The following is a 24,041-nucleotide window of genomic DNA, read 5'->3' as shown; positions in this document are numbered from 1 at the left end:
CCATGATTGCCGTTTCCCTTCCTTTTAAAACACGCCTCGCTAATCTGCCCAATCCTGTTGCCGCAGAGGTGTTAACCACATTCATCAGTGCAGCGGAGCGAAAGCCCGCTGCGCAGGTGGATTTGTGGGAAGATGCCGATGCGATAGCATTCGCCAGTGACAAGGTTGACACCACTCGCTTGTATCAGCCTATTTTCGACAAGACTGCTGAGCGCTTTACTGCGGCTAAGGGATTTGAAGTCCTAGCGCCGCTGTCGTTCCATGTGCGCAATAAAGTTAAGAACACCTATCAACAGCGGGTTAATCGTGGCGGCATTGTTGCTGGCTCGGCGTATTTACGCGAAACCATTCAGAAGTTGTCAGTGGTTTGGCATAAGTACCCATTTCATAAAATATCGGGCATGAAGTTTGTTAAGCAGTCAGAGCCTACCGAGCAAGATGATGGACAAGATGACATTGAAAACAGAGTCTTGGCTAAGGCATCGCCATTCAGTGCGTTTAGATTATTACGCCACCGTAAGTCTACCGAGCTAAAAATAGCATCCACTCAAATAGCCGATTCATGCATGGTCCAAGTAAAAGCGATCGCGGCCAGTACATCTGGCAGCATAGGTTATTTTGATGCCTATGAAGCAGCCGCCGAAATATGTAAAACGTGGGGGGTTATCCCGCCGCACTGGAACGCAGTAAAACGTGATCAGATTGAAGATGCCGCGGAGTGCGCAATTTTGCGCATGACCTGCGCCAAGTGGTGGGGAAGGCAGTTGCTAAAACTGCGTGACCAATGCTGTGAGCATTTATGTATTGTTGTCGGCTTAGTTAATCAACACTCGCCGTTTGTGAGTGATGAGTGTTTTAGCGAGTGGACATCGCAGCAGCGCACTGCCATGCAGTGGCTTGAAAGCACCATGATTGAAAACGAAGCGGGGGTAATACTGCCGCTGATTGAGGCCGCGATGGCGGGTAATGCTAATCCGTCTAATCGTTTAGTTGAGTTGATTGTGCGCGCTCGTGGCTTAGACGAACTGGCCGAGGAGTCGGGCAAGATTGGTTTTATGGTCACGCTAACCTGCCCAAGTAAGTTCCACATGAAATCCCACAAATGGGATTTGAACAACGCCAAAACCGCTCAGCAATATCTGGTAAACGTGTTTGCTAAAATCCGCGCGGCCTTAAGTTATCGCAATATTCCCTTTACCGGCTGCCGCGTCACTGAGCCGCATAAGGATTCAACCCCGCACTGGCACATGCTGTGTATGGTCAAGCCTGAGCATGAGGCCGCAGTAAAAGCCATTATCAAAAAATACGCCTATGAAGTTGACGGTAACGAGCCAGGTGCAAAAGAACACCGTTTATTAATTGAGGCGATTGATAAGCAAAAGGGTTGCGCTGTGGGTTACATCATCAAATACCTTTCAAAAAACATCATGGGCGAGCACATGCAAGGCGAGTTAGACCTTGAGACGGGCAAGCCTGTTAATGAGGTTGCGCCACGCGCCACAGCTTGGGCTAACCGCCATCGGATCCGCCAGTTCCAATTTTACGGCACTTCATCGGTACAAGTTTGGCGTGAGCTGCGCCGCATAAAAGTAGGCCCGCAATCGCCAGAGATTGAGGCTGCTAAAGCGGCCGCCTGTAATTCGGACTGGAAAGGTTTTGAAGATGCAATGCGAAACGCTCAGCTATCACTGAATTATGAAGTCACCCCGCAGGGCAATGAATACGGCGAAGTGACTAAACGCGTACAGGGGATTAGCGGTATCGCCTTTGGCGAAAAGCGCTTAATCATCACCCGTGGTGAGCGCTGGAAACTGCGCAAGGCCAACGATGATGAGCTGGAGGCATACAAGACGCTAAAGCAACGCCGCAAAGATTTATTTACCGTTAATCGCGCCATGAATGCTGAAAGCCGGCTTTCACGAAAAGAACTCAAAGACGCCATGCCGAAGTGGAGCATGGCGCTGTTGCCTTCGGCTTTTGGCTCTCCTTGGACTTGTAGGAATAACTGTACAGACCCTGTTTTGGAGCAGGTTGACGACCGGATTATCAGGCACCTTGCGCAGGTGGGCATTACTGATCCTGCCAATATTGAGCGGTTATTGTTTGATGGCTGCAGAGTAATGGACGCTGATGGCGGTGAATGGTGGGTTGATAGTGGCCAACTGCGGCATGAACCGTATCGATACCATCAAATTGAGGGGCTTTCCATGAATGAACTGCTGTTAGAAATACAATTTTAGCGGTTTTGTAGAATTGAAAAAAATCATTAAATTTTTTCGCATGATTTTTTTGAAAATGGATAAACTTATATATTAGTCAATAAGTTAGGTTTTCTTTATGGGGGTGTACTACGCTTCGTACTGCGCTTCGTACTGCGCTTCGTACTGCGTTCAGTTACTCGTTTATGAAGATAACATCTTAAGTCTCTTAGCGTTTTACCATGAGTCAAATAATCGTAAACACTCAACATGAGCATGAATTTAGTGAATATTGCACTTATGAACAAAAAATTATGGCATTAGGTTTAGTTATGCGAGTTAACGCATCGATTTTTCCAGCTATTGCACTGCTAGAACCTCATTGACTAGCCTATGTCCGAGATTACTAAAACATATGAATGACTAGGTTTGTGGTGGATGAATATTTTGCAATGCAAATTTTTCTTTTGAAATTTGATTTTCCGAAAGACGCGTACCTATTAAATATGTGGAGAATAGCTGAGGCGTTCGATTGGCGCGTCTAAATTTCGAGGTGTGTGATGGATCAAGTGCTATACAAAAAAATAATGTTACTTATTTTGATGCGAGACACTCTGAGACTGAGTTGTGTGCAATTTGAGCAAGATGTTTATGATGATCTCCTTAGCGATGTGGTTCAAATGCATGGAAAGATCATTGATGAGAGTTTTTCAATAAGTGACCGTTCTAGCTAAGGTTTTTTGTCCAGTTCTATGGCTTTCCAGATAATTTGAGAGGGGTTGCGCGTTTTCAAATGTGTGAATAATAGGAGAGGCACCGCAGTTGGTGTGCCGAATCGAGATAAATAGTAATGGAAGAAAACACGATGTTAGTTGAGCAAATGCAGATGTTGATTGATATGTATAACGGCTCAGGCACCGAGGCGAGAAAAGATCTTGCCGTTTCAATCATGGCGCTAGTGCTGGCAGCTCAGCAGCATAGCGATAGTTAAAACGCTAATTCGCGCTGTAAGGCTTTGCGCTGTTCGGGGGACAGCGCTTTGGCTAAAGCAGTGACTATCTCTGAGGTGTTTTTTGCTGAAGGGCTAAGTGTGTGGCTAAACGACACATTGGTGACGAACGTGTGACCACACTCTGGATCACTGCAGGAACAGTAAAGATTAGCGTGCGACAAACTCAGTCTATCCGTTTTACCGATTACCGATTTTTTACCACAGCTAGTGCATAGAATCCGCATACCGATCTCCCAATCGTTTGACTAGGTAGAGTTTACGGTATATCACTGTGTTTTTAAACAGTAGCAAATCAAATAGGCTTGACAAATTAAGACCACAGGACTAAATTTGGTCTTGCTCATTCCGCATCATTGATTGAGTCGGCAAGCAAGCAATGTCCAAATATCGCCACTTCATATTTGGAATCGAAATCAAAGCAACGAGAGGAGAGGTTAGTTTTTAGGTGGATATTAACTAACCGAAAAGGTGGAGTAAATGCATGAAAGAACTCAAAGTAATGTAAAACCAATCAGTTACATGAAGGCGAATGCTGCTAGATTAAGAGAAGAGTTAGCTTTTGAACCTATGTTTGTGACCCAAAACGGTGAAGAAACATTAGTGGTTCAAACTGCTGAAGCTTATCACTTGATGCAGGAGCAACTCGCATTTATGCAATTGGTTATCGACAGTGAAAACAGTATCAAAGCTGGAAAAGTAATGAGTCTAGACGAGATGCTGTCCGACCTATAGGACAACCATAATGAATAGTTCGCTAGAAATTTTGTACACCGACGATTTTAAAGCTGATGCAAAAGTAGCAATTAATTGGAAATCAAAGGTAATAGGAAATTCAGAAGCCAGAGATACGATTAAAGGTCTTTTGCAAGACATAGATAACCAACTGAGATTGTTTCCTGAATCTGGGAGAAAAATAGAATTCGTACCTATCGGTGTGCACTATTTAGAGCTGCTAAAAGGTGACTATAGAGCCGTTTATAAAATAGATAAACAGGCTAGTGGTATGCTAACCCTCTATTTATTGATGTTTTGTCATCAGCGAATGGATTATCAAACGCTGATGCGACAACGCCATATGATGAAAATCATTGGGCGCTAAAAATTCTCTTCGATATAAAATGTGAAGCATCGGCGCGTTATGCGCCAATGCTGCTATTTGTTGAGATACTCATATCAAACACCAGCTTTAGTTTGCTGCCGATCTCGGGGGCGCGATTCACCGCATCCACAAACATGTTGATCAGCGTGCGGGTTTCACTCTTAAAATACACTTCGTCATACTTAGTCGGGTCGCCAAGGCCAGCCGTGTTCGTCGGGATCATCCCGCCCAAACCAGCGGGGAACCGATGCGCGTTAAACACATCTTGGCTAGAGACGTTTTTTACATTCATAAACTCGTCTTTCGATTCAAAGTTACCGACGGGGATAATCTGAATCCCTTTCTCTTTGCCGTTCGGTATGTTCACAAACAACGACTTAAAATTGCCCACGCCTTTAGATTCTTGGATTTTCTCTTTGATATCTTTCTCGACGTCCGCGTCTAAATTCGGGTCAGTGGAATACAAGATAAAGCCCATGTGCGCGCCGTTAATGTAGTATTTGCGGCGAAACAGGGTGGAATCTTCATTCAAAAGCGCCGACTGTAAGCCGCCTAAATAGTCGGGGCAGCCATAAACCTGTTGCACTGGGTCATACACTCGCACCCAAATAATGTCTTTAGCTTTATAACGCTTAACCGTGTTTTCCCGCTCAAGCACCACAGCGCCACCGTCGCCAGCCACGCGGGTCCGGTAACTGGGCAGCGGGAACAAGCGCAGCACTTGCCCAAAACCATTGCGGATCTTGAGTAACGCAACATCGCCAAACTGAATGCAGTTTAAAAAAGCCGCGCCCATTTCCTGCGTGCTCATGCCGCCAGCCGTATAGCGCGCCGTCGCCATATTCGCCCGACTTTGCACTATGCCGCCGTGTTGCGCATTGCGGCGTGTCAAGTTCGCCAGCAGCTGTCGATCGACAGGCGGTTCCCAGTAGTTGTCGTTTTGGTTGAAATACAGCGAGTCGTAATCCGTTAGCCACATATTCGGCATCACGGTTTCGGGCATGCTAAACACCACCGTTTTAGCGGGACTTTCAGCAGTAATATGAGTGTCGTCGTTCGCGGCTGTTAGTGTTGCATCGCCCATGATGATGTTCTCTTATGTTCATAGTTAAGGGGTTCATTGATCACCGCATGGGAGATCGCGAAAAAATCGTCAGCGTGTCCGGTCACATTGTCGCGGCTCGCCTTAAACGTGATCGCACCGCCTGAATCTGTCACAGTGCGGCGAATCGATAAAAAGCTCATAGCAATGTCTTTGAGGCCTGCATCCCACTCGATGCGGCCACCTTCCACCACATCAATCATCTTCAGCACTAAGCGGGTCTTGCTGCCCACGCTGTAATGAATCGCCGTCGCCTCGCGGGGGTATAAAGTGCTAATCGAATCGAACACCCCAGCACCAATGCCTGTAGTATCGACGCCGATATAGGTCACACGGTACTTGGCATAAATCTTTTGGATTTCGGCCACATGGTGCGCAAAGTTCATCCCGCGCCAACGATGCCTCTCGAGCACGCGGAATTTTTCACCCTTCTTTTCACCAGGTGCAACAACAGCAAGAACAGCATTATCGCGGGTACGTGACGGATCATAGCCGAGCCACACCTCACGATTGCCAAACGGCCTTGGTGCAGCGGGTTTGTAATCTTGCCAGCGCGCCGCCTCGACCATGCACTTTTCAAGGTCGCTAAACTTAAACACACTGTCGGCATCATCCACAAAGATGCACATAAATAAGTTGGCAAAGTCGTCGCCGTTGTACTCGTCGCGCAGTTCGTCAATATCGAACAGCTCACAGCCACCCGCGAGCGCATCCTCAATCGTCACCACATAGCGCCACTGTTTATCAGGGCACACGCGGCCGCCATCGCGCATTTGGTCAAACGTCGGAAATTCGATTTCCTCACGTTCGGGTTTACCTTTGCGCCAGTGGTCACCAGTCCAAAACGGATAAGCGGGGTGCGCTTTAGTGGAAGGGGTAGAAAAGTAGGTTTTACGCCAGTTCGAATGCGTTGCCATTGCCGAGGCCAGCTTGTTAAGCACGTCAAACTTGCCAATCCAAAAATACTCGTCCACATAAACGTGGCCGTGGTAACTCTGTGCCGTCTTGCTGTTAGTGCTTAAAAACCGCAGTTCGGCAGCACCGTGCGCGGTATTAAGCACAATCGGGTTACCGGTTAACTCAATCTCGAAAAACTCATGCGCAATCGCAATAATATAAGAGCGGAACACCTCGGCCTGACTGCGCGAGGCCGATAGGAATATTTGCGGATCCCCCGTCAATACCGCTTGTTCGAAAGCCTCACCAGCAAAGTAATAGGTAGCGCCAATCTGGCGGCTCTTAAGAATGTTACGAATGCGTTGATGCAGGTTCTCGTGCATCTTCTTTTGATATTCAAACAGCGACGCATACCAAGGGCCGAAATCATCAGCTGTTAAATGGCTAACGTCGTTTTTCTTCTTGCGGCCTTTTCGCTTGTTACCTTCACCGACATTATTATCAGCAGTAGGGTTAATCTTGCTATTGCCGCCTTTATTGGCATTGGTGGAGCCAAAGCTATTACCTTCATTAAGCGCCGAGCGCTCAGCCTCCATCCGCTGTTTTTTAAGCCGCACATGCTGGTTAATCAGCATATCCAGCTCTTTTATTTGATTACCGCTTTTATCCTGAATATCCGTCAAAAGCACAATACGACGGGCGATGGCCTCGTCGACTTCTTCCTCACGCAGCAAATCACGCCAACCGTATTTATCAGCCCAGTAATAAATAATGCGATTGCTTGGCAGCTTTAAATCAAGGCGGATCTCGTCGGGCGTCCAACGCTTTAAATACAGCCGTTTTGCTGCCTCGCGGATCTCGGGTGAATAGGCCATAAATGCGGTCAAACGCCATCGTTAACGAATACATAGCGCCAGTGTATTGGTTTGCAGAGCCGTATTAACTGACTAATTTTCCTATCAATTCCGATTTAGCAAAAATCGGAATTGCGCAGAAGTTTGCCCAGTGATTGCCCATTGCAAACGCCTTAAGCTGTAGTCCTTACAGGTAATTTTTTAGCAAATGGGCAGGCAAAAACATGACTCAACTGGTGACAGACTGGCTACGTATCGCCACAGAAGGGAACACCTTTCAAAACGTGCCTATTCAGCGCCAATGGATTGTCGACATTGCCGAAACCTACGACGCTAAAAAATACGGCGCCCGCATTTGGCCGGAGCATCGCCGCTGGTACGGCGCATGGGGTGACGTAAAAGAAGTGAAAGCCGAAGAAGTTGACGGCAAGTTGGTACTGTTTGCCAAAATCACCCCTAATTCCCAACTGGTTTTGGCAAACGAACAAGACCAGAAAGTCTACACATCAATAGAGCTTGATGAAGATTTTACTAAATCAGGCAAAGCCTACCTGACTGGCCTTGGCGTCACAGATGAACCAGCAAGCCTAGGCACTGACCGCCTCAAATTTTCCGCTAAAGACCGTTTTGCAACCCATAAATATGGCGCACCGGAACAGCTTGTTATGAGCTACCCGCTCACTAGCACAGAAAACAAAACACCAACGGATAAGGCCACGGAAGCCGCCAGCCTGTTCAGCAAGTTAGTTAGCTTATTTTCAAATCAAGCGCCAGACCCTAAACAGGAAGCGGCAACAGACCACACCGAGGAAGAACCAATGGACAAACAGCAATTTGAAACGCTCATGGGCGTAGTTAATGGCCTAGCAACGAAAGTAGGCGAACTGGACGGCAAGGTAGAAGCCTTTGGCAAAAAGCCAGACGCGCCAGCAACCACAACTGAACCCGTTACCACCACAGTGCCAGCGGCCACGACTGAAGCCACAGGCATCACCGCCGAGCAGTTCAGCAAGTTAAGCGAAAGCATCAACGGCCTTGTTGCAAAAGTGGGCGGCATGGAAACCAAGTTCAACGCATTAAGCGCCGAAGCGCCGAACCAAGAGCCAAATCCAACAGGTACTGGCGAAAGCATTAGCTTTATCTAATTTGGCGCGAAATTAACGCCTTAACGAATTTTAGAACGGGAAAAGAACCATGAGCCAAATGCAAATTTTAAACGCCGAAGCGGCAAAGTTACTGCCTCAATACTCGGCTGGTGTGGCAAAAGCCTACGGCGTAACAGACGCTAGTAAGCAGTTCAGCGTTAGCGCGCCGATGGAAACCAAGCTGCGAGCAGCGTTACTAGAGTCTGTCGATTTCCTTGGCATGATCACCGCATTGCAAGTAGACCAAATGCAAGGTCAAGTCGTTAACGTGGGCGATTACGGTATTGCAACGGGCCGAAAAGTGAATGGCCGCTTTAATACCGATCAGGGCGTAGGTGGCAATAAATATGAACTTAAAGAAACAGATTCTTGTGCATCACTAAAATGGAACCTGTTATCAACATGGGCAAACAGCGGCAACCCAAATGAGTTTTTAAAACTCATGAAAGACAACGCAACTAAGCGTTTCGCGTTAGATATGATCCGCATCGGCTTTAACGGTAAAACTATCGCCGCTGGTGATACTGATCCTATCGCTAACCCGAACGGTGAAGACGTTAACAAAGGTTGGCATCAGTTAGTAAAAGAAAACGCACCAGACCAAATCATGGGTGAGGAAATTTACTTCAACCCAGACGCAGACGTAAACGCCTTAAAATCTCACGAATATAAAACGTTAGATGCAATCGTGACCGATTTACGCCTCACGTTAATTCATCCGTCATTACGAAACGACCCTCGTTTAGTGGTTTTAGTCGGTAGTGATCTCATTGCCGCAGCACAAATTAAGATGATGAACCTTGCCGATAAGCCCTCTGAAAAAGTGGCCGCTCAGCAAATGGATAAATCAATCGGTGGTTTGCGCGCCTACACACCACCGTTTTTCCCAGGTAAACGCATTGTCGTTACGCCGTTATCAAACATGCACCTTTACACCCAGAAAAATACCTCATCACGTAAGTCTGAAAACAACGAAGACCGCAAGCAGCATGAGGACAAATACTGGCGCAACGAAGGTTATGCGATTGAAGAGTATGAAGCCTATGCCGCAGTCGATGAAGATTTAATGACCATCGGAGCGCAGCCAGCTTAATCGATAAGTAAGTAAGCCTAGGCACCTAATCAGTGCCTAGCTATCAACTCCACCGAACACCAAAGCAGGACATTGCCATGAGTGCCATCGCCAATTTTAGAAAGCGCCGCGAGGCTGCAAAAGCCCAACAAAGCCCAACAGCTAATGAAACAACAGCCACGCCAGCGCCAGAAAACGAAGCGCTGGAATTGCTCGCCGCATTACTTGGCTGTGATGTTGACCAAGCCATTGAACAAGGTCGCGAACAAGTGGAAAAAAATGCTGAATTTGCCTCACGTACTGGATTGCAATTTGACCGCACCGAAGGCAAAGACCAAACCGCACAAGCCACCGTCACCACCGATGACCAAGGCAACATCACCAGCATCATCGAACACGCTGCAGAACTCGAAGACAGCGCCGCCACTGTGACTGACGCTGCCGAAACCGCATTAGATGCCGCCGATAAAGTCAGCGAATCCGCCGACAAGGTAAGCAGCGCAGCTGGTGATCTCGAATCCGCCGCCAGCTCAGTCGACGACAGCGCCAGCAATTTAGCCTACACCGCCGACGATCTCGGCCAAGTAGCTGCCGAACTGAAAGAAGCGACCGCAGAGCTAAAAAAGCCGTCGGCGGCGCAAGAATCCTCGCATGGCGCGAAGGCCGCAGCGCCCAAAAGCAACTCGAAAAAGTCAGGTTAACAGGCAACGTCGAGCACGCGCCAAGCCTGCATTTACAACTCATCGAGTTAGATGCAGACCTAAAGCGGCTCAAAGCCTTTGAACGACGGGCCAACAAAATCGCCCACAAACGCGACGTACTACTGCCTAAATGGCTGCCAATCGTCGAAGAGTATTTAAAACAGAAACAGGATAAGCCCAATGAAATCAATGATAACTCGATATTCGCTTATTGCGCTGTGTGGGCATTTGATGTCGGCGATCTCGCTCGCGGCCTCGAACTGTCGTTCAAAGCTATTGAGCTTGGGCAGCCCATGGCGGGCGCAATCAAGCGCAAATGGCCGGGATTTATTGCCGACACTGTATTCGATTGGGCAGAAGCTCAAGCGGAGCATGGCCACAGCATTGAGCCGTATTTCGGCACTGTGTTTAAGCGCGTTATTAACGATTGGAAACTGCCGGAACCTGTTACAGCAAAGTTCTACAAATTCGCGGGGCTGGCATTACTACGCGCAGCAAACGGGGACATTACCCCAAGCCACATCGGTGATGTGGAGCGGCTTACTCAAGCGGATCGCCTGCTCGAAAAGGCCGCAAGTTTGCACAAGCATGCTCAGGTAAAAACGGTACGTAACAAGATAGCGATGCGACTTAGAGCATTAGAAGACTTTGCCAGCCAAGGCATTGTTGATGACAGCTTAAAAAGCAACTAAGCCGCATGGGAACGACTCCCAACCCTCCAGTGCGCTAACCGAGTGTTTAACGGGTGACTGTTAAAAACCACGTCGACGTTAACCGCACTGAACCCAATTTATGATTGATGAGTAAGAAGGCAAGCAATGAGCGGATTCGGATTTCAAGCACCAGTAGAGCCAAGCATCGTTATCGATGCGGCTAGCGGCTGGCCCGAATTATCGACAGGCGAATTTCGCGAACAGCGCCGCATCCCTGAATTTTATGCTGAGCAAACCCTCGCCGACTCACTCAACCGCAGCGTGGCCGAAATCCAGCAGCAACTTATTAATTACTTAACGAGCAATCAAGAGCAGCAGGCAAGCAGCAAGGACGCACCCTTTACCCTAGGCGCCAGCCTAGCGCCTAATTTTAGTGCGCAGCAAATTAGCATTTACCGCGGGGCTGTGTACGCCCGCTCCCATGCCGATTTGCTGGGTTATTTTTCTGCCGTAGACCAAAAAGAAGCGGGTAACAACAAAGCCAACGATACCCAGCAACAAGATGCCATCCTCGCGCAATCTAACCGCGCCATGCGCCTATTGCTCGGCCTTGGCCGTGCCGGAGTGCACTCGCTATGAGCCAAACCGTCAGCCAACTACAGCAAGTCACCGCATTTTTACTCGCGAGTCTGACGCCATACGTTAAAGCCAATAATATCGACGCATGGCAAGAGCGCGGCACGCTGATCTTAAGCAGCGAAGACCTCGGACAAGGCGGCTATCAAGTCGCCAAGTGGAAGCACAACGCAGTGATCGCGATTGAGCAATTCCCGCACCGCAAATTTAACGCCTATAACCTGCTCGCCATGCTACCGGCTTTTTTAATCGATAGCGGCTGGCCGCGTGACGAATACGGCTTAGCGGATCCTGAACTTGATATCGATGTCGTGAGTAAAGACCACGCCATGGTGTTGATTGAACTGGAACTGATCGACGACATCGACCTAATTCCAGACGCCAACGGCCCAGTGCTATTTAACGGTGAGCGTTTTCGCGTGTCGCTAGTACCAGTGGACTATGCCGAAAGTGTTGATCTGCAAACTCGGCCAGAGGGCGCGCTATGAGCCTGACGATTAAGCCAAACAAACAGCAAGCACTTAACGCCAGCACCCAGATCGCCTTGTTAAAGCTGCCCAATGCTAAACGTGTTCGCATCCTAAAAACCTTAGGCCGCTATGAGCGCGCACTCGCACGTAAACGTATTCGCACCCAAACAACAGTCGATGGCGGCCAATTTGCGCCCAGCGCCAATGGCAAAAAAGGCCGCTTATTAAAGCGCCTCGGTAAAACATTAGAGCCGTTTGTAAAAAATGCTAACCGCCTCGAACTCAAACACAAAGCCGCACTCACTGGCCGCATTGCCGCACTACATCAAGACGGCGGCAAAGAGCAAATGAGCGCCGCCCGCATGGCCCGCATCCACGGCAAACCCGATTACAGCGCACCCTGTAGCCGCAGCCAAGCCAAAGCACTGGCGGCAGAAGGTTACAAAGTCCGCAAGGCCAAAGGTAAGGGCTATCGCCGTGCCAGCCTGCGCGAAATTACCGCCACCTTAAGCCAAGGCCAAGCCAGCGTGATCTTGCGCTCACTGCGCGGCAAACAACAAAAACAGCGCTGGGATATTCCCGTCGCCGCGCGGCCGTTCCTTGGCGACAGCGCCGACAACGTTCAGCGTCAGCTAGTCAGCATCATCGAGCAAATTAATCAGAGACAAAGGGGCTAACAATGTCACTAGGTAAAGTACAGGTAAATAACTTAAATCAAGGCCAAGGTGACATTCAAGCCATCGAGCGCCACTTCCTTTTCATCGGCCTAGCCGGTCATGTCGATGAAGAAAGCCAGTTATTCAGTATTGGCGCGCAAACCGATATCGAGGCGAACTTTGCCGATAGCGCCTTGCGTAAACAGTTGATCGCCGCCCAGCTTAACGCCGGGCAAAACTGGACTGCAGCCGTGTATCCACTGGCCACCGATGAAGACTTATTCGACGCCATCACCGCCGCCAACGAAGTCCAGAGCTTTGAAATGGTGGTGTTCTGTGACATCACAATCAGCGGCGCCAACTTAAGCGCCAAGCACGATTATTTAGCCAGCCTACAAGCCAGCCACGGTCGATTTGTATCAGGCCTCGTCGCCGTTGCGGGTATCGATGTCGCCACCCAAACGTGGCCGCAGTACGAAACCGCTATGGTGACACTGCAAGCGGGTGTTGCCGCGCACTTAGTCATCCCTGTGCCGCAGCTGCATGGCAATAACGTCGGCGTACTCGCTGGCCGCCTATGCAATCGCGCCGTCAGTATTGCCGACAGCCCAATGCGCGTCGCCACGGGCTCAGTAATGGGCTTAGGTGTTGCACCGATTGATAGCGCCGAAAAACCGCTCACGCTCGCCACGCTCAACACCTTAGCCAATGCGCGGTTTAGTGTGCCGCAGTGGTATCCAGACCTAGAGGGCATCTACTGGGGCGACGGCACCACGCTCGACGCCGCAGGCGGTGATTATCAATACATTGAGCACCTGCGCCCCGTGCACAAAGCCAGCCGCGAAGTACGTATTTTAGCGATTCGCCGCATTGCTAACCGCGCGCTTAACTCTACGCCAACCAGCATCGAGCAAAACAAAGCCTACTTTATGAAGCCGCTGCGCAACATGAGCAAAAGCACGGTGATTTTAGGCACTCAGTTCCCAGGTGATATTCAGCCGCCACGCGATGGCGACATCACCATCGTGTGGACGAGTAACAAAGCGGTGACCATTTACATGATCATCCGTCCGTACAACAGCCCGAAAGAAATCACCGTCAACATCTTGTTAGACCTAAACAGTATTTAAGGAGTCGCCGCAATGTCATCTCGAATTTCAGGAATGAATTATAACGTCACCGTGGGCGACACCATGATCCACGTTGACACTTGCAGCTTAACCATTACCGACAACAGCGCGGTAAGCCAAACCAGCGGCGTACCTGACGGCTATGTCGACGGCGACGTTGCGGCCAGTGGTGAACTGTCAGTCAATGCTAGCCAATTCGCCTTACTCTCAGCTGAAGCAAAAAAAGCAGGTTCTTGGCGCGCAATGCCAACGTTCGACAATATGTTTTATGCCAAGACAGCAAAAGACGAGATGAAAGTCGAAGCGTTCGGATGTCGCTTCAAGTTAAGCGACTTACTCGACATCGACAAAAAAGGCGGCCAAGCGTCACTGTTCAAAATCCCATTTGATGTGACTAGCCCTGACTTTATCCATATCGACGGCGTGCCATACCTGCGCCCTGAAGAAATCGAAAACATCAAGCAGTAAGCCAAGCAGTTAACAGAGAGCCAATAACGAATGGATGCAGTGGATTTAGTCACCCGTGAGCAGCTACGCGCCGAGCACCGTTTCGAGCAGCAACGCAAAGCACTAGCCGCCAAGCCAGTACCACAAAGCGCAACGGATTGCTCCGAGTGTGGCAACGACATACCAGAAGGCCGCCGCCAAGCAATCAAAGGCGTGCAACTGTGCACCGAGTGCCAAAGCCTAAGTGAGAAATGACATGAGCCAAATTAAAAACCACTTGATTGAAGACTTGATCGAACGTGAAGGCGGCTACGTCAACGACCCAACGGATCGCGGCGGCGAAACCATGTACGGCATTACCCTAAAAACTGCGCGCCAGTATGGCTACAAAGGTGCGATGAAAGATTTGCCCTATGAACTGGCCTTTATGATTTACGAGGCCATCTATTGGGCGCCTATAAAGCTGGATGACATCCAAGTAATCAGCGAAGCACTCACCGAGCAGTTGTTCGATTTTGGGGTTAATTCAGGCACAGGCAACGCTGCTCGCAGTCTGCAACGAGTGCTCAATGTGCTCAACAATCGCCAAACCTTGTATCCCGATTTAACCGAAGACGGGATCTTAGGTAGCCGCAGCATTGCGGCCTTGAAAACCTACATCAGCCATCGCAAACAAACGGGGCTAAAAGTGCTCGTTGAAGCAGTTCGCGGCTTGCGGATTAGCTTTTCTATAGACATTGCCGCCAATGACGAAAGCCAAGAAAAGTACAGTTTTGGCTGGTTAGACCGCATCGTAAATTTATAAGTGGGGATCTTATGAACTGGAAAGACATTGCAAGCACAGTCGGCGGCATCGCTGGCGCAGTCGCCCCGCTACTGGGTGGCCCTGTCGGTTTAGCCGTCAGCATTGGCAGCCAAATTGCGGGCGCATTGGGCACTGATAACACGCCTGAAGCCGTCGCAGCCGCATTGCAACGCGACCCTAACGCCGCACTTAAATTGCAAGAGTGGGCGATGCAAGAACGCGAGCAAATTCGCCAAGGCCATTTAGAGTTGCAACGCCTTGCGCTCGATGAATACAAAGCAGAACTCAGCGACCGCCAACAGGCGCGCCTAGTGCATAAAGACCATTGGATGCCATCAGCGCTAACTACCACCTTAGTGAGCATGTTGGCCGCGCTGATCGCTGTGTTGTTCTTCTTCCCTATCCCCAATGAAAACCGCGACTTAATTGTTTATCTGGCGGGTAACTTATTGCCGCTAGTGACAGGGGCAGTCACGTACTGGGTGAGCTCAACAAAAGACGCCAACAACCGCGAAAAATTAATGACGCTCGCCAGCCAAGGGCAAACGCAAACAACCGGAGTACCGCCAAGGCCTGCCGATCTGTATCCATCGTCAAGCACAACAAAAGCAGGAGCCTAGCGCATGGAGCTAACCAACTGGCTATTAGTGATCGTCGGCTTTATCGGCCTATTCCTCACAGTGGTAGTGCCGTTGATCGCCTACCTCAACAGCGTGGCGCATAAAACCCGTAACGAACTCAGCAACCATAAAACCCACGTTGCCGAAACCTATGCCACCAAGCACGACGTAAAAGAGCTTGGCGACCGCATGGAACGGCAAATGGAAAAAGGCTTTGAAAACCTAAAAACCTTCTTAACAAACAGAAAAGATAAGGACGCAGCATGAAAAACACTATCGAGTTAACAATCGCAGGAACAGATTTCAAGTTCAACGTTACACCAACAGCCCACGGTGATTATGTCGATGCTATCAGCCGTGGAACGATATCAGCAGCATCACATAACTTTGTGATGCGCACGATTGATGACAGCCAAAAAGAACAGTTTAAAAAGTTACTTGAAGATTCACCTGGTGCGCCATTGCAAGTCGCCGCAGCACTACGGGCTGAATACTCACCTGAACTGACTATTACCGTAAAAAAATAGAGGAGCTGATTGAGTCGATCGACTCAAATCAGCTTGAACAAATGTTCATTTTCCGCCGCCACTTTTTACCGCACGAAAGCGACGATGAACAGAGTGTAGCAAGGGCATGTTGGCTAATGAAACGCCAGCGCGAAGACCTAGAAGCCATTGTCACCAACGCCATTTGTAAGGCGTTTGGTGGCAAATAAGGGAAGTGGATAGCATGAGTTTACCCGCACCGCTAATGTTTACGATTGGACTGATAGACCAAATCACTGGGCCGATTGCCAAAATCAGCCAAGGATTAAGCGGTCTAGCGTCCAACTATCAAGCTGGAACCATGCAAATGGCCTCTGGCATTGGTGGCATCGCGGCCAGCGGTTATGCCCTGCAAAATGCCCTTATGCCAGCAATTGAAATGGACCGCGCACTTGGCGAGGTTAAATCATTGGGCGTGCAAAACGATGCCCTTAAATTGCTGGCAAACAACTCTTACGACTACGCGCTGAAGTACGGCGAATCATCAACTGATTTTGTGCGTTCAAGTTACGATATTCAATCGGCGATTGCTGGCCTGAACGCCAGTGATTTATCGCGCTTTACTATGGCGTCAAACGTGCTCGCAAAAGGCACTAAAGCCGACGCTGCCACCATTACCAGCTACATGGGCACCATGTACGGCATCTTTAAAAATGATGCAATGCAAATGGGCGAAGGGGCATGGGTTGAACGCCTAACAGGCATGACAGCGACCGCAGTACAAGCCTTTAAAACCGACGGTAAAAAAATGGCCGACGCCTTTGGTGCCTTAGGTGCCTCGGCGGGGCTTGCTCCACTGCAAGAACAAATGGCGATCATGGGCACCTTGCAAGCAACCATGCAGGGCGCAGAATCCGCCACCAAATACAAATCATTTTTAGCGGGCGTGGGCAAAGCACAAGACGCGCTCAACCTTAAATTTACCGACTCACACGGCGCTATGCTGCCGATTGTCGACATCCTCAACAAGATTAAAGGCAAATACGGCGATGTGATCAACGTGGCCGAAGGTGACGAACTCGCCAAAGCGTTTGGCTCGCAAGAAGCTGTTTCTATGGTCAAGTTATTGTTAAACGACATTAACGGCTTAAGCGGCTCAATCAACATGCTGGGCAAAGTCAACGGCATGGAACACGCCGAGAAAATGGCCGCCGCCATGACAGACCAAAGCGAACGCCTAGCACAAAGCTGGTATGTAATTCGCGCTGCCATCGGTAGCGCCATCTTACCCGCGTTTAATAGCTTTGTTGGCAAGATTGCCGACATGGGCACATCGGTGATCTGGTTCACCGATATGTTCCCCAACATTACCCGCTGGCTCGGTTATGTGGCCGTGGGCTTTACCTTAGCCGTGGCCGCTGGCGGTTTATTCACGGTAATGATGGGCGCGGGAAAAATGGCAATGACCGCATGGGGCCTTGGAGTGATGATGTGGACAGGGGCAAGCGCACTGTTTACCAGCGGCCTTGCTACCATGCGCGGCGTATTGCTGGCGCTTAATATCGCCATGTACGCCAACCCTATCGGCCTGATTGTCGCGGGTATTGCCGCCGCCGTGATTGCTGTCGGTGCCCTGATTTACTACTGGGACGACCTCAAAGCCACTATGGGCGAATGGGGCTGGGTGCAATCCATTGTCGGCATCTTCGACACCGTTTGGGGCGGGGTTAAATCTGTCTTTAACGACACTATCAATTGGATTATCGACAAACTCAATTTGATACCAGGTGTCGACATTAGCAGCAATATTACCGCAGGCAGTATGCCAAGCGTTGACGCCATTTCACCTGTGCAAGCCAACCTTACTCGCGGCGGCGTTAGCCAGCAAATCGCCAACGCCAACAGCAGCAAATCAACCACCGTCGGCAACATCAATATTTACCCGCAAAAGGTCGACACCAACTTTGCAAATTATGTCGAGATGCACTCATGAGTATCTATAGAGATTTGCACATAGAACACGGCGACGTGGTGTTAGATGTGGGCTTAAACCCCAGCTACTTAACCGACCGCGCCACCATCGCACAGGACATAGTGCACGCCATTTTAGACACAGGCTTAGCGCACTTACTCATTAGCGACCGTGGCACAGGCGTTACCGCCGACACACAAATCAAACTCAAATTGTTAGTCGAGGACGATGTACGCATCATGCCGGGCACAGTTCGCATTGAAGAAACCGCCAGCGGACAATGGTGGGTATTTGCCGAAACCATCGACTTTGGGACTATCTCATCAAGCATCATCGGAGGGGATCTTTAATGGCCGATAAAATCGACGTACCAACCATAGATTTTGCCAAAATCGTCGAAGCCGCAGGTATACCGATCACCGAGGACGGCTGGAAAGCGCTGTTTAAGCAAGATGTCGAAGCCGAAGGCAGTATCATTGCCAACGACTCGCCTTACTCGCCGTTCTGGCGCTTGATCACCGCCATTATTGCCAAGCCAGCAACGTGGATAGTTAACAAAGTGCTGATTGGTGTGATCTTGCCAAACTTATTTTTACTCACCGCCAATGATGACCAGTTTGTCGAGGCCAAAGCGTGGGAACACGATCTCACCCGTAAAGAAAGCAGCAAAACCAAAGGCAAAGTGCGCTTTAACCGCGCCGCCGCCAGTGGCCCAAGCCTATTAATCCCCGCCGGAACTTATGTGCAAACCGATGCCATTAACGGCGTGGTGTATCGCGTAGTCACGCTGGCCGATGCCATCTTGCCGCAAAACAGCTTAAGCGTGTTAGTGCCAGTGATCGCCGAAAACGCGGGCGCGGCCTATAACCTTGGCGCCGGCTATTTGCATATTTTACCCACGGCAGTCACAGGCATCGGCAGCGTCACCAACGAGGCCGAATGGCTCGACGAACTCGGCAGCGACCGCGAAACTAACGACGACTTAAAGCTGCGCACCCGCAACGCATTTACCGCCGCAGCGCCGTGGCATATCGACGCAGTTTATCGCGCAATACTGACCGAACGCGCAGGACTGGACACCGATAACGTCTATTTTGAGCACGACGCACCGCGTGGCCCGGGCACAGCTAACGCCTATATTTTGTTAGACACGGGCGAACCTTCAGCCGCCATGCTAGCCGACCTAAATCAATATGTGATGGACAAGGGCTACCACGGCCACGGTGATGATCTGCTCGTGCTCGCGATGCCAGGTGTTGATGTCACAGTCGGCGTCACGGTTTACCCATACAGCTACTTATTAGAGGCCGAAGTTGACACGCTATTAGCTGACATTGAAAACTTTATCCGCTGCGCATTTCGCGAAAATACCGACTACACCGTCACCCGCACAGAACCTTTTATCCGCTTTAGCTTTAGTAAGTTAGGCCAAGAGTTACACCGCCAATTTGCGGGCATCGAGTCGCTTAACTGGCACCAAACCGACATTACCAGCGCCAACAACGTGCCGCGCTTAAGCACGCTCACCATTGAAAACGGGAATCTATGATGAGCATAAAAATTGATTGGTCCGCACTTACCAAAATGCCTTACTGGCTGGCACGTCCAGCCAGCGAGCTAGACAAACTGCGCAAAGGCGCGGTGCGGTTTTGGCAGCGCTTTGTCGATATGCTCGCATTCCCATCAAAGCAGCTCGACCCCATGACCGCCGAGCTGGAATTTGTGCACCTACTGGCATGGGAGCGGGATATAGAGCAAATCCCCAGTGAAACCGAACTCATGTACCGCACGCGGGTGAAATACGCCTTGCCGTTCGCCAAGGGAGCAGGCAGCAAAAGTGGCTGGCTCGATATGTTTAAAAAACTCGGCATGACATGGGTGGGCATGGATGAGCGCATTAGCCAAACGGATTGGGACGTAGTGGATTTGCAATTGCTCGATAGCGACTTTGGCCCCCGACAAAAACTGATTGACTACATTTGTCGCCAGTATGGCCGCACCACGCGCCGCTATCAGTTGACCACGATTTCAAAAATGCCGCTGATCGCACCGCTGCAAACATTTGAACATCAACACAATGTTAACGTGGCAAAAGTAAACACTAACCTATTGCCAGCAAAACGATTTATGACGATGGACTGCGACTCTAGCTACCACGTTGCGCGCATTAAACAGAACTAAACAGCATTAAACGCAGAATTAAAGAGGATTGAACCAATGTCACAAGTGATCACATTAGCAGGCGAGCGTTTATTTGCACTCAAAGCGCAAAACAACCAGCAATTAGATATCGACACCTTTATTTTTGCCTATGTGCCGGGGCAAGACTCCACCGCACCGATTGACCGCAATGAAGGATTGCCACCAATTGGCCAACGTGTGCACACGCAAATTGTGCAGCAAACGGGCTTAATTAATGAAAATGCCGTGGTCTATTCATCCGTGCTTGATAGCTTAACGGGCCCGTTCGATTTCAACTGGGTAGGGCTGTATTCATCAGTTAACCAAACATTGATCGCCATTATCCACACACCAACCGTGTCAAAAACAGTCACTGTGCCAGGTGCAGCAGGGAACATCTTAAACCGCAACTTTGTGATCGAGTACAGCGGCATTGCCGAGTTAACAGGCATTACCGTTGATGCAGAAACATGGCAACTTGATTACACTGCCCGCCTGAATGGCATGGACGAACTTACCCGCCAACTGGCCGCCGATATGAACGGCAAAGACTGGTTTATTGATGACGGTTTTAAAGTTGAGCCTCGTTCAACACTCAACACATTTAAAGTGGCCGCTGGCGCGGGATATGTATCAGGCCTGCGCGTGACATTGGCAGCGGATCATATCCTCACCTTAAGTAGCTATCCGCAGTTTGTTTACGTAGATGCGTGGTTTGATGGCACCAGCGAAAGCATTTGGAAAGGCCATGTCGCCTTTACTGTAACCACCACCGAAATGGACGACTATATCGACGTCAACGGCCGCAATCACTACGTGTTTAAACTGGCACGCATCACCGCCGCCGATGTTGTGGAAGATTTGAGAAATATTGAAGGGTTAAAAGAACAAATTGAATATATAAACGAGATTACATTAGCAAAAAGAATGTCGATGGCAAATGCTAAAAAAAATAAATTTAAAAACGGCGATAAAGTATTTATTACTGATTTTGGTTATCTATATAGCTATAAAGAAAGTAGATTTATAATTGAAGGCCAGTCGCAGTCTGAAATGACGTATGACGATAACATGCACATTCTAGTTAACGCTGGCGGGATGCTGCAATTTGACGACTGGGGTAAGGTAAAAAATACCCAATCTGTAAACGCTGCTAAGTTTGCGGGCAAGCTTAAAGATAGGACAAGCGGAGTTACTGTCGACTGTTATGGTGATTCAATTACTTTTGGCCAAGCGCTTCCTAACACCGCCAACGCAACAAACAAAATTGGCGCACAAACTGGCTTTGGCGATGGCAGCTCTTATAACCACTGGCAGTTTAATAATAACTACCCGCAGTGGATTGCGTCATTTTTCGCTGAAAATATATATCAGTATAGCGCTGTTAATAATTTTGGATACTCGGGTGACCGCACAATAACGGGGTACTTGAGACATCGCGCTGTTAGCGGATCGGACGCGGCCACAATTATGTACGGCGTTAATGACTGCCTATTTGCGACAAGCAATGGATCGCAACCATCAGGATTAACCTCAACTGGCATGTATAACGTAGGCAACTACTCTGTCGCGCTGCGATTATTTGTTGCAAAGCAAATTTTGCAAGGAAAAAGCGTTACAGTTCTTGGAACAGCGCCATTTGCCAGCTTAGTTGGGTTTGATGGCAGTCAACTTGCGGCGTCTAAGCTTGCTCGGGCTTATAACGCAGCAGCAAAAAAAGTGGCTTTAGAGTTAGGCTGTCGTTTTATTGATGTGTGCCAAGACATTTTAAATCAGTATGGAATCATGGAGATTACTCAGGAGGGTACTCATCTAAGCGCAGACGGGCTTAAAATCGCGGGCTCTCGCATAGCAGCAGCGTTGGTTACTGTTGAGACAGAAAATCGCGTAACAAATGGCTCGGTATTGATAGCAAACCCAAACATTGCCTGCGTTTTATCAAAGTCGTCAGGCAACTTGCTGCCGAACGACACAAGCACGACACCACGCGGAACAATAGACAACAAGAGAACGACGCTCAATGTAGAAGCGAATTGGATTACTATCCCGTTTTTTGCTGAGACTGATAGCTTGGTAATGTTCATTAATGGCTCATGCGCCGCATCTGGAGCAGTATTCGAAATTATCCTTGATTCTGGCGCATTGCAGAGCGACTTTCATTATCAAAGGGTGAATTTTAGCGGCAAGCCTACTGCTAGTAAGGAGATAGCAAAAAGTGGGAAATTTAATCGAGAAAATACAAATATCAGCGATGATACACAGCCGTTTTTTGTCGTTGCTAATCGTGGATGGCATTCACTTTCAATCCGTAAAAATTCAGGCGATTCCTCAGTGCTGTTTGATTCAATAACTTTTGAGTCTTTAGCCAGCGTACTTGCATCGGACGCCAGCGGAGTGACAGCTAGTTGTTCAGTCAGCAATGGAGCGCTTGGCGCAGGCGCTAGCAATATCACATCAGTTTCAGAAGATTATCCAGGAGAGTTTTTAATTACATTTACAAACAGTATGGCTAATAACAAATACACTGTCGCTATTGATGTAAATGAGACTGACGCCGATCCTGTCGCTATTACTACAAGATATAAAACGGTTGGCACGGTTGGTATGGCATTCAATAAATGGAATGGTACAGCTTGGGTTAAATTCAAGCCGACAATGTTTACAGTACAAGTGATCGGCGGCAGATAAATGCTTACACTCAACTCAACCGCCATCAGCCTTAAGGGGCTCCGCATTACCGCCAGCCAAGAGCTGGCGACTGAGGACGCCAGCGGCCAAAGTTCGAGCACGGACGCCGCTGAAACGGGCATTAAGGCCAAGATGTTGTCCGTATCGGGCTTTATTAAATTTGACGATGAAGCAATGCTTACCGACATATTTAAAATGGCCGAAGCCACGGAAGGCGGCGCGCGTACCACTTATCGCATCAGCAATAAAACCGCCTCGGCACTGGGCATTAAACAGGTAAAATTCAGCAGCAAAATTGAAGCGGTGGAGCAAGAAACAACCCGCCAATGGAACGTGAGTTTTACCTTAGCAGAAGTGCGCAGCGTGCCGCAGAAAAAGGAAGAACGCGCGCCACAAGTCGCCGCCGCGCAGCAAGGCAGCACAGGCCAAGGCACAGTATTAGCCGATGAAACCGCACCGCCAGCGACCGAAGTTGAACTCACTGGCTTAATGGGCTTCCTCAAAAAAGTCGATAACGGGTTAGCATAATGGCCGAGCCTAACGCGAAATTTATCACCCGCGCTTATCTCGGTAGCCAGAAGGTCGCAGTAAGCGAGCACTGGCTAGTGTTGCAAGCATCATCACCAGGTACTTGTCAGTTAACCGTTGATAAATCCGCCGAACGCTTTACCCCTGTCGCGTTTGAAATGGGCTGGGGTGAAATGATTGAACGGGTATTTTACGGCTATATCGAGCGCATCATGCCAGCGGCTAACGGCTTGTATACCGTGTTTTGTCGGGAGTTGTCGTCAGCATTAGCGAACAACTTAAGCGTGACATTACGCCATCCAACCTTGCGCAACGTATGCGACGAAATCAAAGCCCAAGTGGGCCTTGAATTTGTATTACCAGATAAGCCTTACGCAAACACCGCCATCCCTTGTTTTTATGGTGATACCTCAGGTTATGCCATGCTGGATAATCTTGGCCGCACGTACAAGGTGCCCGATTTTATCTGGCAACAGCAGGGAAATGGCAAAATCTACTTAGGCAGTTATCAAGACTCTTTTTGGGCAGGTAAAGACATCGCCATCCCACAAAGCCTAATGACAGACCAACAAGCGGGTAAAACCGCCACCATTCCAGCAGTGCCAAAACTGCGCCCTAACGTCACCGCCAACGGCGCACGTATTGCTAAGGTCGAGTTTAAGGGCACTAACATGACGATAAGCTGGTAAA

General features: G+C 49.2%; 29 protein-coding genes. 26 read left to right on the top strand and 3 right to left on the bottom strand.

Annotated features, from left to right (window positions below; translation table 11 throughout):
• Nucleotides 1-2: 2 nt before the first annotated feature.
• Nucleotides 3-2,240 (top strand): replication endonuclease, encoded by a 2,238-nt coding sequence (locus SPUTW3181_RS15115; protein WP_011790176.1) that lies wholly within the window; start codon nt 3-5, stop codon nt 2,238-2,240.
• 808 nt (nt 2,241-3,048) lie between these two features.
• Nucleotides 3,049-3,189 carry a hypothetical protein gene (locus SPUTW3181_RS21895; protein ID WP_157037394.1) on the top strand — a complete coding sequence of 47 codons (141 nt, stop codon included), beginning with the start codon at nt 3,049-3,051 and terminating at the stop codon, nt 3,187-3,189.
• Here SPUTW3181_RS21895 and SPUTW3181_RS15110 read toward each other — a convergent pair.
• Entirely contained in the window at nt 3,186-3,434 is a 249-nt protein-coding gene (locus SPUTW3181_RS15110) for an ogr/Delta-like zinc finger family protein (protein ID WP_011790175.1), read from the bottom strand. The genes SPUTW3181_RS21895 and SPUTW3181_RS15110 overlap by 4 nt on opposite strands.
• Before the next feature lie 253 nt (nt 3,435-3,687).
• On the opposite strand from SPUTW3181_RS15110, the gene SPUTW3181_RS15105 reads away from it, so the two are divergent.
• Both SPUTW3181_RS15105 and SPUTW3181_RS15100 read left to right on the top strand, forming a co-directional pair.
• Complete coding sequence (locus tag SPUTW3181_RS15105) at nt 3,688-3,942, top strand: type II toxin-antitoxin system Phd/YefM family antitoxin (protein WP_011790174.1); 255 nt, start codon at nt 3,688-3,690, stop codon at nt 3,940-3,942.
• A 10-nt stretch (nt 3,943-3,952) separates the two neighbouring features.
• Nucleotides 3,953-4,309 carry a type II toxin-antitoxin system RelE/ParE family toxin gene (locus tag SPUTW3181_RS15100; RefSeq protein WP_011790173.1) on the top strand — a complete coding sequence of 119 codons (357 nt, stop codon included), beginning with the start codon at nt 3,953-3,955 and terminating at the stop codon, nt 4,307-4,309.
• 37 nt (nt 4,310-4,346) lie between these two features.
• Here the strand turns inward: SPUTW3181_RS15100 and SPUTW3181_RS15095 are convergent, their stop codons facing one another.
• Entirely contained in the window at nt 4,347-5,393 is a 1,047-nt protein-coding gene (locus SPUTW3181_RS15095) for a phage portal protein (RefSeq protein WP_011790172.1), read from the bottom strand.
• Nucleotides 5,375-7,195: a terminase large subunit domain-containing protein gene (locus SPUTW3181_RS15090; protein WP_264636441.1), complete on the bottom strand. Its 1,821-nt coding sequence runs from the start codon at nt 7,193-7,195 to the stop codon at nt 5,375-5,377. Before SPUTW3181_RS15090 ends, SPUTW3181_RS15095 begins: the two co-directional genes overlap by 19 nt.
• Before the next feature lie 191 nt (nt 7,196-7,386).
• Here SPUTW3181_RS15090 and SPUTW3181_RS15085 point away from each other — a divergent pair, with 191 nt between their 5' ends.
• The 22 genes from SPUTW3181_RS15085 (at nt 7,387) to SPUTW3181_RS14985 (ending at nt 24,040) form a co-directional block, all read left to right on the top strand.
• Nucleotides 7,387-8,307, top strand: a complete 921-nt coding sequence (locus SPUTW3181_RS15085) for a GPO family capsid scaffolding protein (protein ID WP_011790170.1) — start codon at nt 7,387-7,389, stop codon at nt 8,305-8,307.
• A 49-nt stretch (nt 8,308-8,356) separates the two neighbouring features.
• Nucleotides 8,357-9,400 carry a phage major capsid protein, P2 family gene (locus SPUTW3181_RS15080; RefSeq protein ID WP_011790169.1) on the top strand — a complete coding sequence of 348 codons (1,044 nt, stop codon included), beginning with the start codon at nt 8,357-8,359 and terminating at the stop codon, nt 9,398-9,400.
• 77 nt (nt 9,401-9,477) lie between these two features.
• Complete coding sequence (locus SPUTW3181_RS15075; RefSeq protein ID WP_011790168.1) at nt 9,478-10,080, top strand: hypothetical protein; 603 nt, start codon at nt 9,478-9,480, stop codon at nt 10,078-10,080.
• The gene (gene gpM, locus SPUTW3181_RS21660) at nt 10,023-10,772 is read left to right on the top strand and encodes a phage terminase small subunit (RefSeq protein WP_319795847.1); all 750 of its coding nucleotides are present in this window, start codon (nt 10,023-10,025) and stop codon (nt 10,770-10,772) included. Before SPUTW3181_RS15075 ends, gpM begins: the two co-directional genes overlap by 58 nt.
• 126 nt (nt 10,773-10,898) lie before the next feature.
• Nucleotides 10,899-11,372, top strand: a complete 474-nt coding sequence (locus SPUTW3181_RS15065) for a head completion/stabilization protein (RefSeq protein WP_011790166.1) — start codon at nt 10,899-10,901, stop codon at nt 11,370-11,372.
• Nucleotides 11,369-11,857, top strand: coding sequence for a phage tail protein (locus SPUTW3181_RS15060; RefSeq protein ID WP_011790165.1), 489 nt, complete (start codon nt 11,369-11,371; stop codon nt 11,855-11,857). The genes SPUTW3181_RS15065 and SPUTW3181_RS15060 overlap by 4 nt, the downstream gene beginning before the upstream one ends.
• The gene (locus tag SPUTW3181_RS15055; RefSeq protein ID WP_011790164.1) at nt 11,854-12,516 is read left to right on the top strand and encodes a hypothetical protein; all 663 of its coding nucleotides are present in this window, start codon (nt 11,854-11,856) and stop codon (nt 12,514-12,516) included. Before SPUTW3181_RS15060 ends, SPUTW3181_RS15055 begins: the two co-directional genes overlap by 4 nt.
• A gap of 2 nt (nt 12,517-12,518) precedes the next feature.
• The gene (locus tag SPUTW3181_RS15050; protein ID WP_011790163.1) at nt 12,519-13,625 is read left to right on the top strand and encodes a DUF2586 domain-containing protein; all 1,107 of its coding nucleotides are present in this window, start codon (nt 12,519-12,521) and stop codon (nt 13,623-13,625) included.
• A gap of 12 nt (nt 13,626-13,637) precedes the next feature.
• On the top strand, nt 13,638-14,093 hold the full coding sequence (locus SPUTW3181_RS15045) for a phage protein (RefSeq protein WP_011790162.1): 456 nt from the start codon (nt 13,638-13,640) through the stop codon (nt 14,091-14,093).
• Between the two features lie 30 nt (nt 14,094-14,123).
• Complete coding sequence (locus SPUTW3181_RS15040) at nt 14,124-14,327, top strand: TraR/DksA C4-type zinc finger protein (protein ID WP_011790161.1); 204 nt, start codon at nt 14,124-14,126, stop codon at nt 14,325-14,327.
• 1 nt (nt 14,328) lies between these two features.
• Nucleotides 14,329-14,877 carry a glycoside hydrolase family 108 protein gene (locus SPUTW3181_RS15035; RefSeq protein ID WP_011790160.1) on the top strand — a complete coding sequence of 183 codons (549 nt, stop codon included), beginning with the start codon at nt 14,329-14,331 and terminating at the stop codon, nt 14,875-14,877.
• 11 nt (nt 14,878-14,888) lie between these two features.
• The gene (locus SPUTW3181_RS21355) at nt 14,889-15,497 is read left to right on the top strand and encodes a hypothetical protein (protein ID WP_011790159.1); all 609 of its coding nucleotides are present in this window, start codon (nt 14,889-14,891) and stop codon (nt 15,495-15,497) included.
• 3 nt (nt 15,498-15,500) lie between these two features.
• Nucleotides 15,501-15,764 carry a hypothetical protein gene (locus SPUTW3181_RS15025; RefSeq protein WP_011790158.1) on the top strand — a complete coding sequence of 88 codons (264 nt, stop codon included), beginning with the start codon at nt 15,501-15,503 and terminating at the stop codon, nt 15,762-15,764.
• A complete protein-coding gene (locus SPUTW3181_RS15020; protein ID WP_011790157.1) occupies nt 15,761-16,024 on the top strand; it encodes a putative phage tail assembly chaperone in 264 nt (87 codons plus the stop codon). The genes SPUTW3181_RS15025 and SPUTW3181_RS15020 overlap by 4 nt, the downstream gene beginning before the upstream one ends.
• A 41-nt stretch (nt 16,025-16,065) precedes the next feature.
• Nucleotides 16,066-16,212 (top strand): DUF6890 family protein, encoded by a 147-nt coding sequence (locus SPUTW3181_RS22355; RefSeq protein ID WP_259486327.1) that lies wholly within the window; start codon nt 16,066-16,068, stop codon nt 16,210-16,212.
• 14 nt (nt 16,213-16,226) lie between these two features.
• Complete coding sequence (locus tag SPUTW3181_RS15015; protein ID WP_011790156.1) at nt 16,227-17,975, top strand: phage tail tape measure protein; 1,749 nt, start codon at nt 16,227-16,229, stop codon at nt 17,973-17,975.
• Nucleotides 17,972-18,304, top strand: a complete 333-nt coding sequence (locus SPUTW3181_RS15010) for a DUF2590 family protein (protein ID WP_011790155.1) — start codon at nt 17,972-17,974, stop codon at nt 18,302-18,304. The genes SPUTW3181_RS15015 and SPUTW3181_RS15010 overlap by 4 nt, the downstream gene beginning before the upstream one ends.
• Nucleotides 18,304-19,503, top strand: a complete 1,200-nt coding sequence (locus tag SPUTW3181_RS15005; RefSeq protein WP_011790154.1) for a baseplate J/gp47 family protein — start codon at nt 18,304-18,306, stop codon at nt 19,501-19,503. The genes SPUTW3181_RS15010 and SPUTW3181_RS15005 overlap by 1 nt, the downstream gene beginning before the upstream one ends.
• Nucleotides 19,500-20,135, top strand: a complete 636-nt coding sequence (locus SPUTW3181_RS15000) for a hypothetical protein (protein ID WP_011790153.1) — start codon at nt 19,500-19,502, stop codon at nt 20,133-20,135. Before SPUTW3181_RS15005 ends, SPUTW3181_RS15000 begins: the two co-directional genes overlap by 4 nt.
• A 36-nt stretch (nt 20,136-20,171) precedes the next feature.
• Entirely contained in the window at nt 20,172-22,823 is a 2,652-nt protein-coding gene (locus SPUTW3181_RS21655) for a phage tail protein (protein ID WP_011790152.1), read from the top strand.
• A complete protein-coding gene (locus SPUTW3181_RS14990; protein WP_011790151.1) occupies nt 22,824-23,351 on the top strand; it encodes a hypothetical protein in 528 nt (175 codons plus the stop codon). It begins immediately after the preceding gene.
• Nucleotides 23,351-24,040, top strand: a complete 690-nt coding sequence (locus SPUTW3181_RS14985; protein ID WP_011790150.1) for a hypothetical protein — start codon at nt 23,351-23,353, stop codon at nt 24,038-24,040. The genes SPUTW3181_RS14990 and SPUTW3181_RS14985 overlap by 1 nt, the downstream gene beginning before the upstream one ends.
• Nucleotide 24,041: the final 1 nt, after the last annotated feature.

This window comes from Shewanella sp. W3-18-1 (assembly GCF_000015185.1).
Classification (GTDB): domain Bacteria; phylum Pseudomonadota; class Gammaproteobacteria; order Enterobacterales; family Shewanellaceae; genus Shewanella; species Shewanella putrefaciens.
This window is presented reverse-complemented; position numbering and strand designations above follow the sequence as displayed.

What these genes read in the sequence shown, in the direction of transcription:
- SPUTW3181_RS15115 (WP_011790176.1), top strand. Translation starts at nt 3, where the DNA reads ATGATTGCCGTTTCCCTTCCTTTTAAAACACGCCTCGCTAATCTGCCC.
- SPUTW3181_RS21895 (WP_157037394.1), top strand. Translation starts at nt 3,049, where the DNA reads ATGGAAGAAAACACGATGTTAGTTGAGCAAATGCAGATGTTGATTGAT.
- SPUTW3181_RS15110 (WP_011790175.1), bottom strand. Translation starts at nt 3,434, where the DNA reads ATGCGGATTCTATGCACTAGCTGTGGTAAAAAATCGGTAATCGGTAAA.
- SPUTW3181_RS15105 (WP_011790174.1), top strand. Translation starts at nt 3,688, where the DNA reads ATGCATGAAAGAACTCAAAGTAATGTAAAACCAATCAGTTACATGAAG.
- SPUTW3181_RS15100 (WP_011790173.1), top strand. Translation starts at nt 3,953, where the DNA reads ATGAATAGTTCGCTAGAAATTTTGTACACCGACGATTTTAAAGCTGAT.
- SPUTW3181_RS15095 (WP_011790172.1), bottom strand. Translation starts at nt 5,393, where the DNA reads ATGGGCGATGCAACACTAACAGCCGCGAACGACGACACTCATATTACT.
- SPUTW3181_RS15085 (WP_011790170.1), top strand. Translation starts at nt 7,387, where the DNA reads ATGACTCAACTGGTGACAGACTGGCTACGTATCGCCACAGAAGGGAAC.
- SPUTW3181_RS15080 (WP_011790169.1), top strand. Translation starts at nt 8,357, where the DNA reads ATGAGCCAAATGCAAATTTTAAACGCCGAAGCGGCAAAGTTACTGCCT.
- SPUTW3181_RS15075 (WP_011790168.1), top strand. Translation starts at nt 9,478, where the DNA reads ATGAGTGCCATCGCCAATTTTAGAAAGCGCCGCGAGGCTGCAAAAGCC.
- SPUTW3181_RS15065 (WP_011790166.1), top strand. Translation starts at nt 10,899, where the DNA reads ATGAGCGGATTCGGATTTCAAGCACCAGTAGAGCCAAGCATCGTTATC.
- SPUTW3181_RS15060 (WP_011790165.1), top strand. Translation starts at nt 11,369, where the DNA reads ATGAGCCAAACCGTCAGCCAACTACAGCAAGTCACCGCATTTTTACTC.
- SPUTW3181_RS15055 (WP_011790164.1), top strand. Translation starts at nt 11,854, where the DNA reads ATGAGCCTGACGATTAAGCCAAACAAACAGCAAGCACTTAACGCCAGC.
- SPUTW3181_RS15050 (WP_011790163.1), top strand. Translation starts at nt 12,519, where the DNA reads ATGTCACTAGGTAAAGTACAGGTAAATAACTTAAATCAAGGCCAAGGT.
- SPUTW3181_RS15045 (WP_011790162.1), top strand. Translation starts at nt 13,638, where the DNA reads ATGTCATCTCGAATTTCAGGAATGAATTATAACGTCACCGTGGGCGAC.
- SPUTW3181_RS15040 (WP_011790161.1), top strand. Translation starts at nt 14,124, where the DNA reads ATGGATGCAGTGGATTTAGTCACCCGTGAGCAGCTACGCGCCGAGCAC.
- SPUTW3181_RS15035 (WP_011790160.1), top strand. Translation starts at nt 14,329, where the DNA reads ATGAGCCAAATTAAAAACCACTTGATTGAAGACTTGATCGAACGTGAA.
- SPUTW3181_RS21355 (WP_011790159.1), top strand. Translation starts at nt 14,889, where the DNA reads ATGAACTGGAAAGACATTGCAAGCACAGTCGGCGGCATCGCTGGCGCA.
- SPUTW3181_RS15025 (WP_011790158.1), top strand. Translation starts at nt 15,501, where the DNA reads ATGGAGCTAACCAACTGGCTATTAGTGATCGTCGGCTTTATCGGCCTA.
- SPUTW3181_RS15020 (WP_011790157.1), top strand. Translation starts at nt 15,761, where the DNA reads ATGAAAAACACTATCGAGTTAACAATCGCAGGAACAGATTTCAAGTTC.
- SPUTW3181_RS22355 (WP_259486327.1), top strand. Translation starts at nt 16,066, where the DNA reads ATGTTCATTTTCCGCCGCCACTTTTTACCGCACGAAAGCGACGATGAA.
- SPUTW3181_RS15015 (WP_011790156.1), top strand. Translation starts at nt 16,227, where the DNA reads ATGAGTTTACCCGCACCGCTAATGTTTACGATTGGACTGATAGACCAA.
- SPUTW3181_RS15010 (WP_011790155.1), top strand. Translation starts at nt 17,972, where the DNA reads ATGAGTATCTATAGAGATTTGCACATAGAACACGGCGACGTGGTGTTA.
- SPUTW3181_RS15005 (WP_011790154.1), top strand. Translation starts at nt 18,304, where the DNA reads ATGGCCGATAAAATCGACGTACCAACCATAGATTTTGCCAAAATCGTC.
- SPUTW3181_RS15000 (WP_011790153.1), top strand. Translation starts at nt 19,500, where the DNA reads ATGATGAGCATAAAAATTGATTGGTCCGCACTTACCAAAATGCCTTAC.
- SPUTW3181_RS21655 (WP_011790152.1), top strand. Translation starts at nt 20,172, where the DNA reads ATGTCACAAGTGATCACATTAGCAGGCGAGCGTTTATTTGCACTCAAA.
- SPUTW3181_RS14990 (WP_011790151.1), top strand. Translation starts at nt 22,824, where the DNA reads ATGCTTACACTCAACTCAACCGCCATCAGCCTTAAGGGGCTCCGCATT.
- SPUTW3181_RS14985 (WP_011790150.1), top strand. Translation starts at nt 23,351, where the DNA reads ATGGCCGAGCCTAACGCGAAATTTATCACCCGCGCTTATCTCGGTAGC.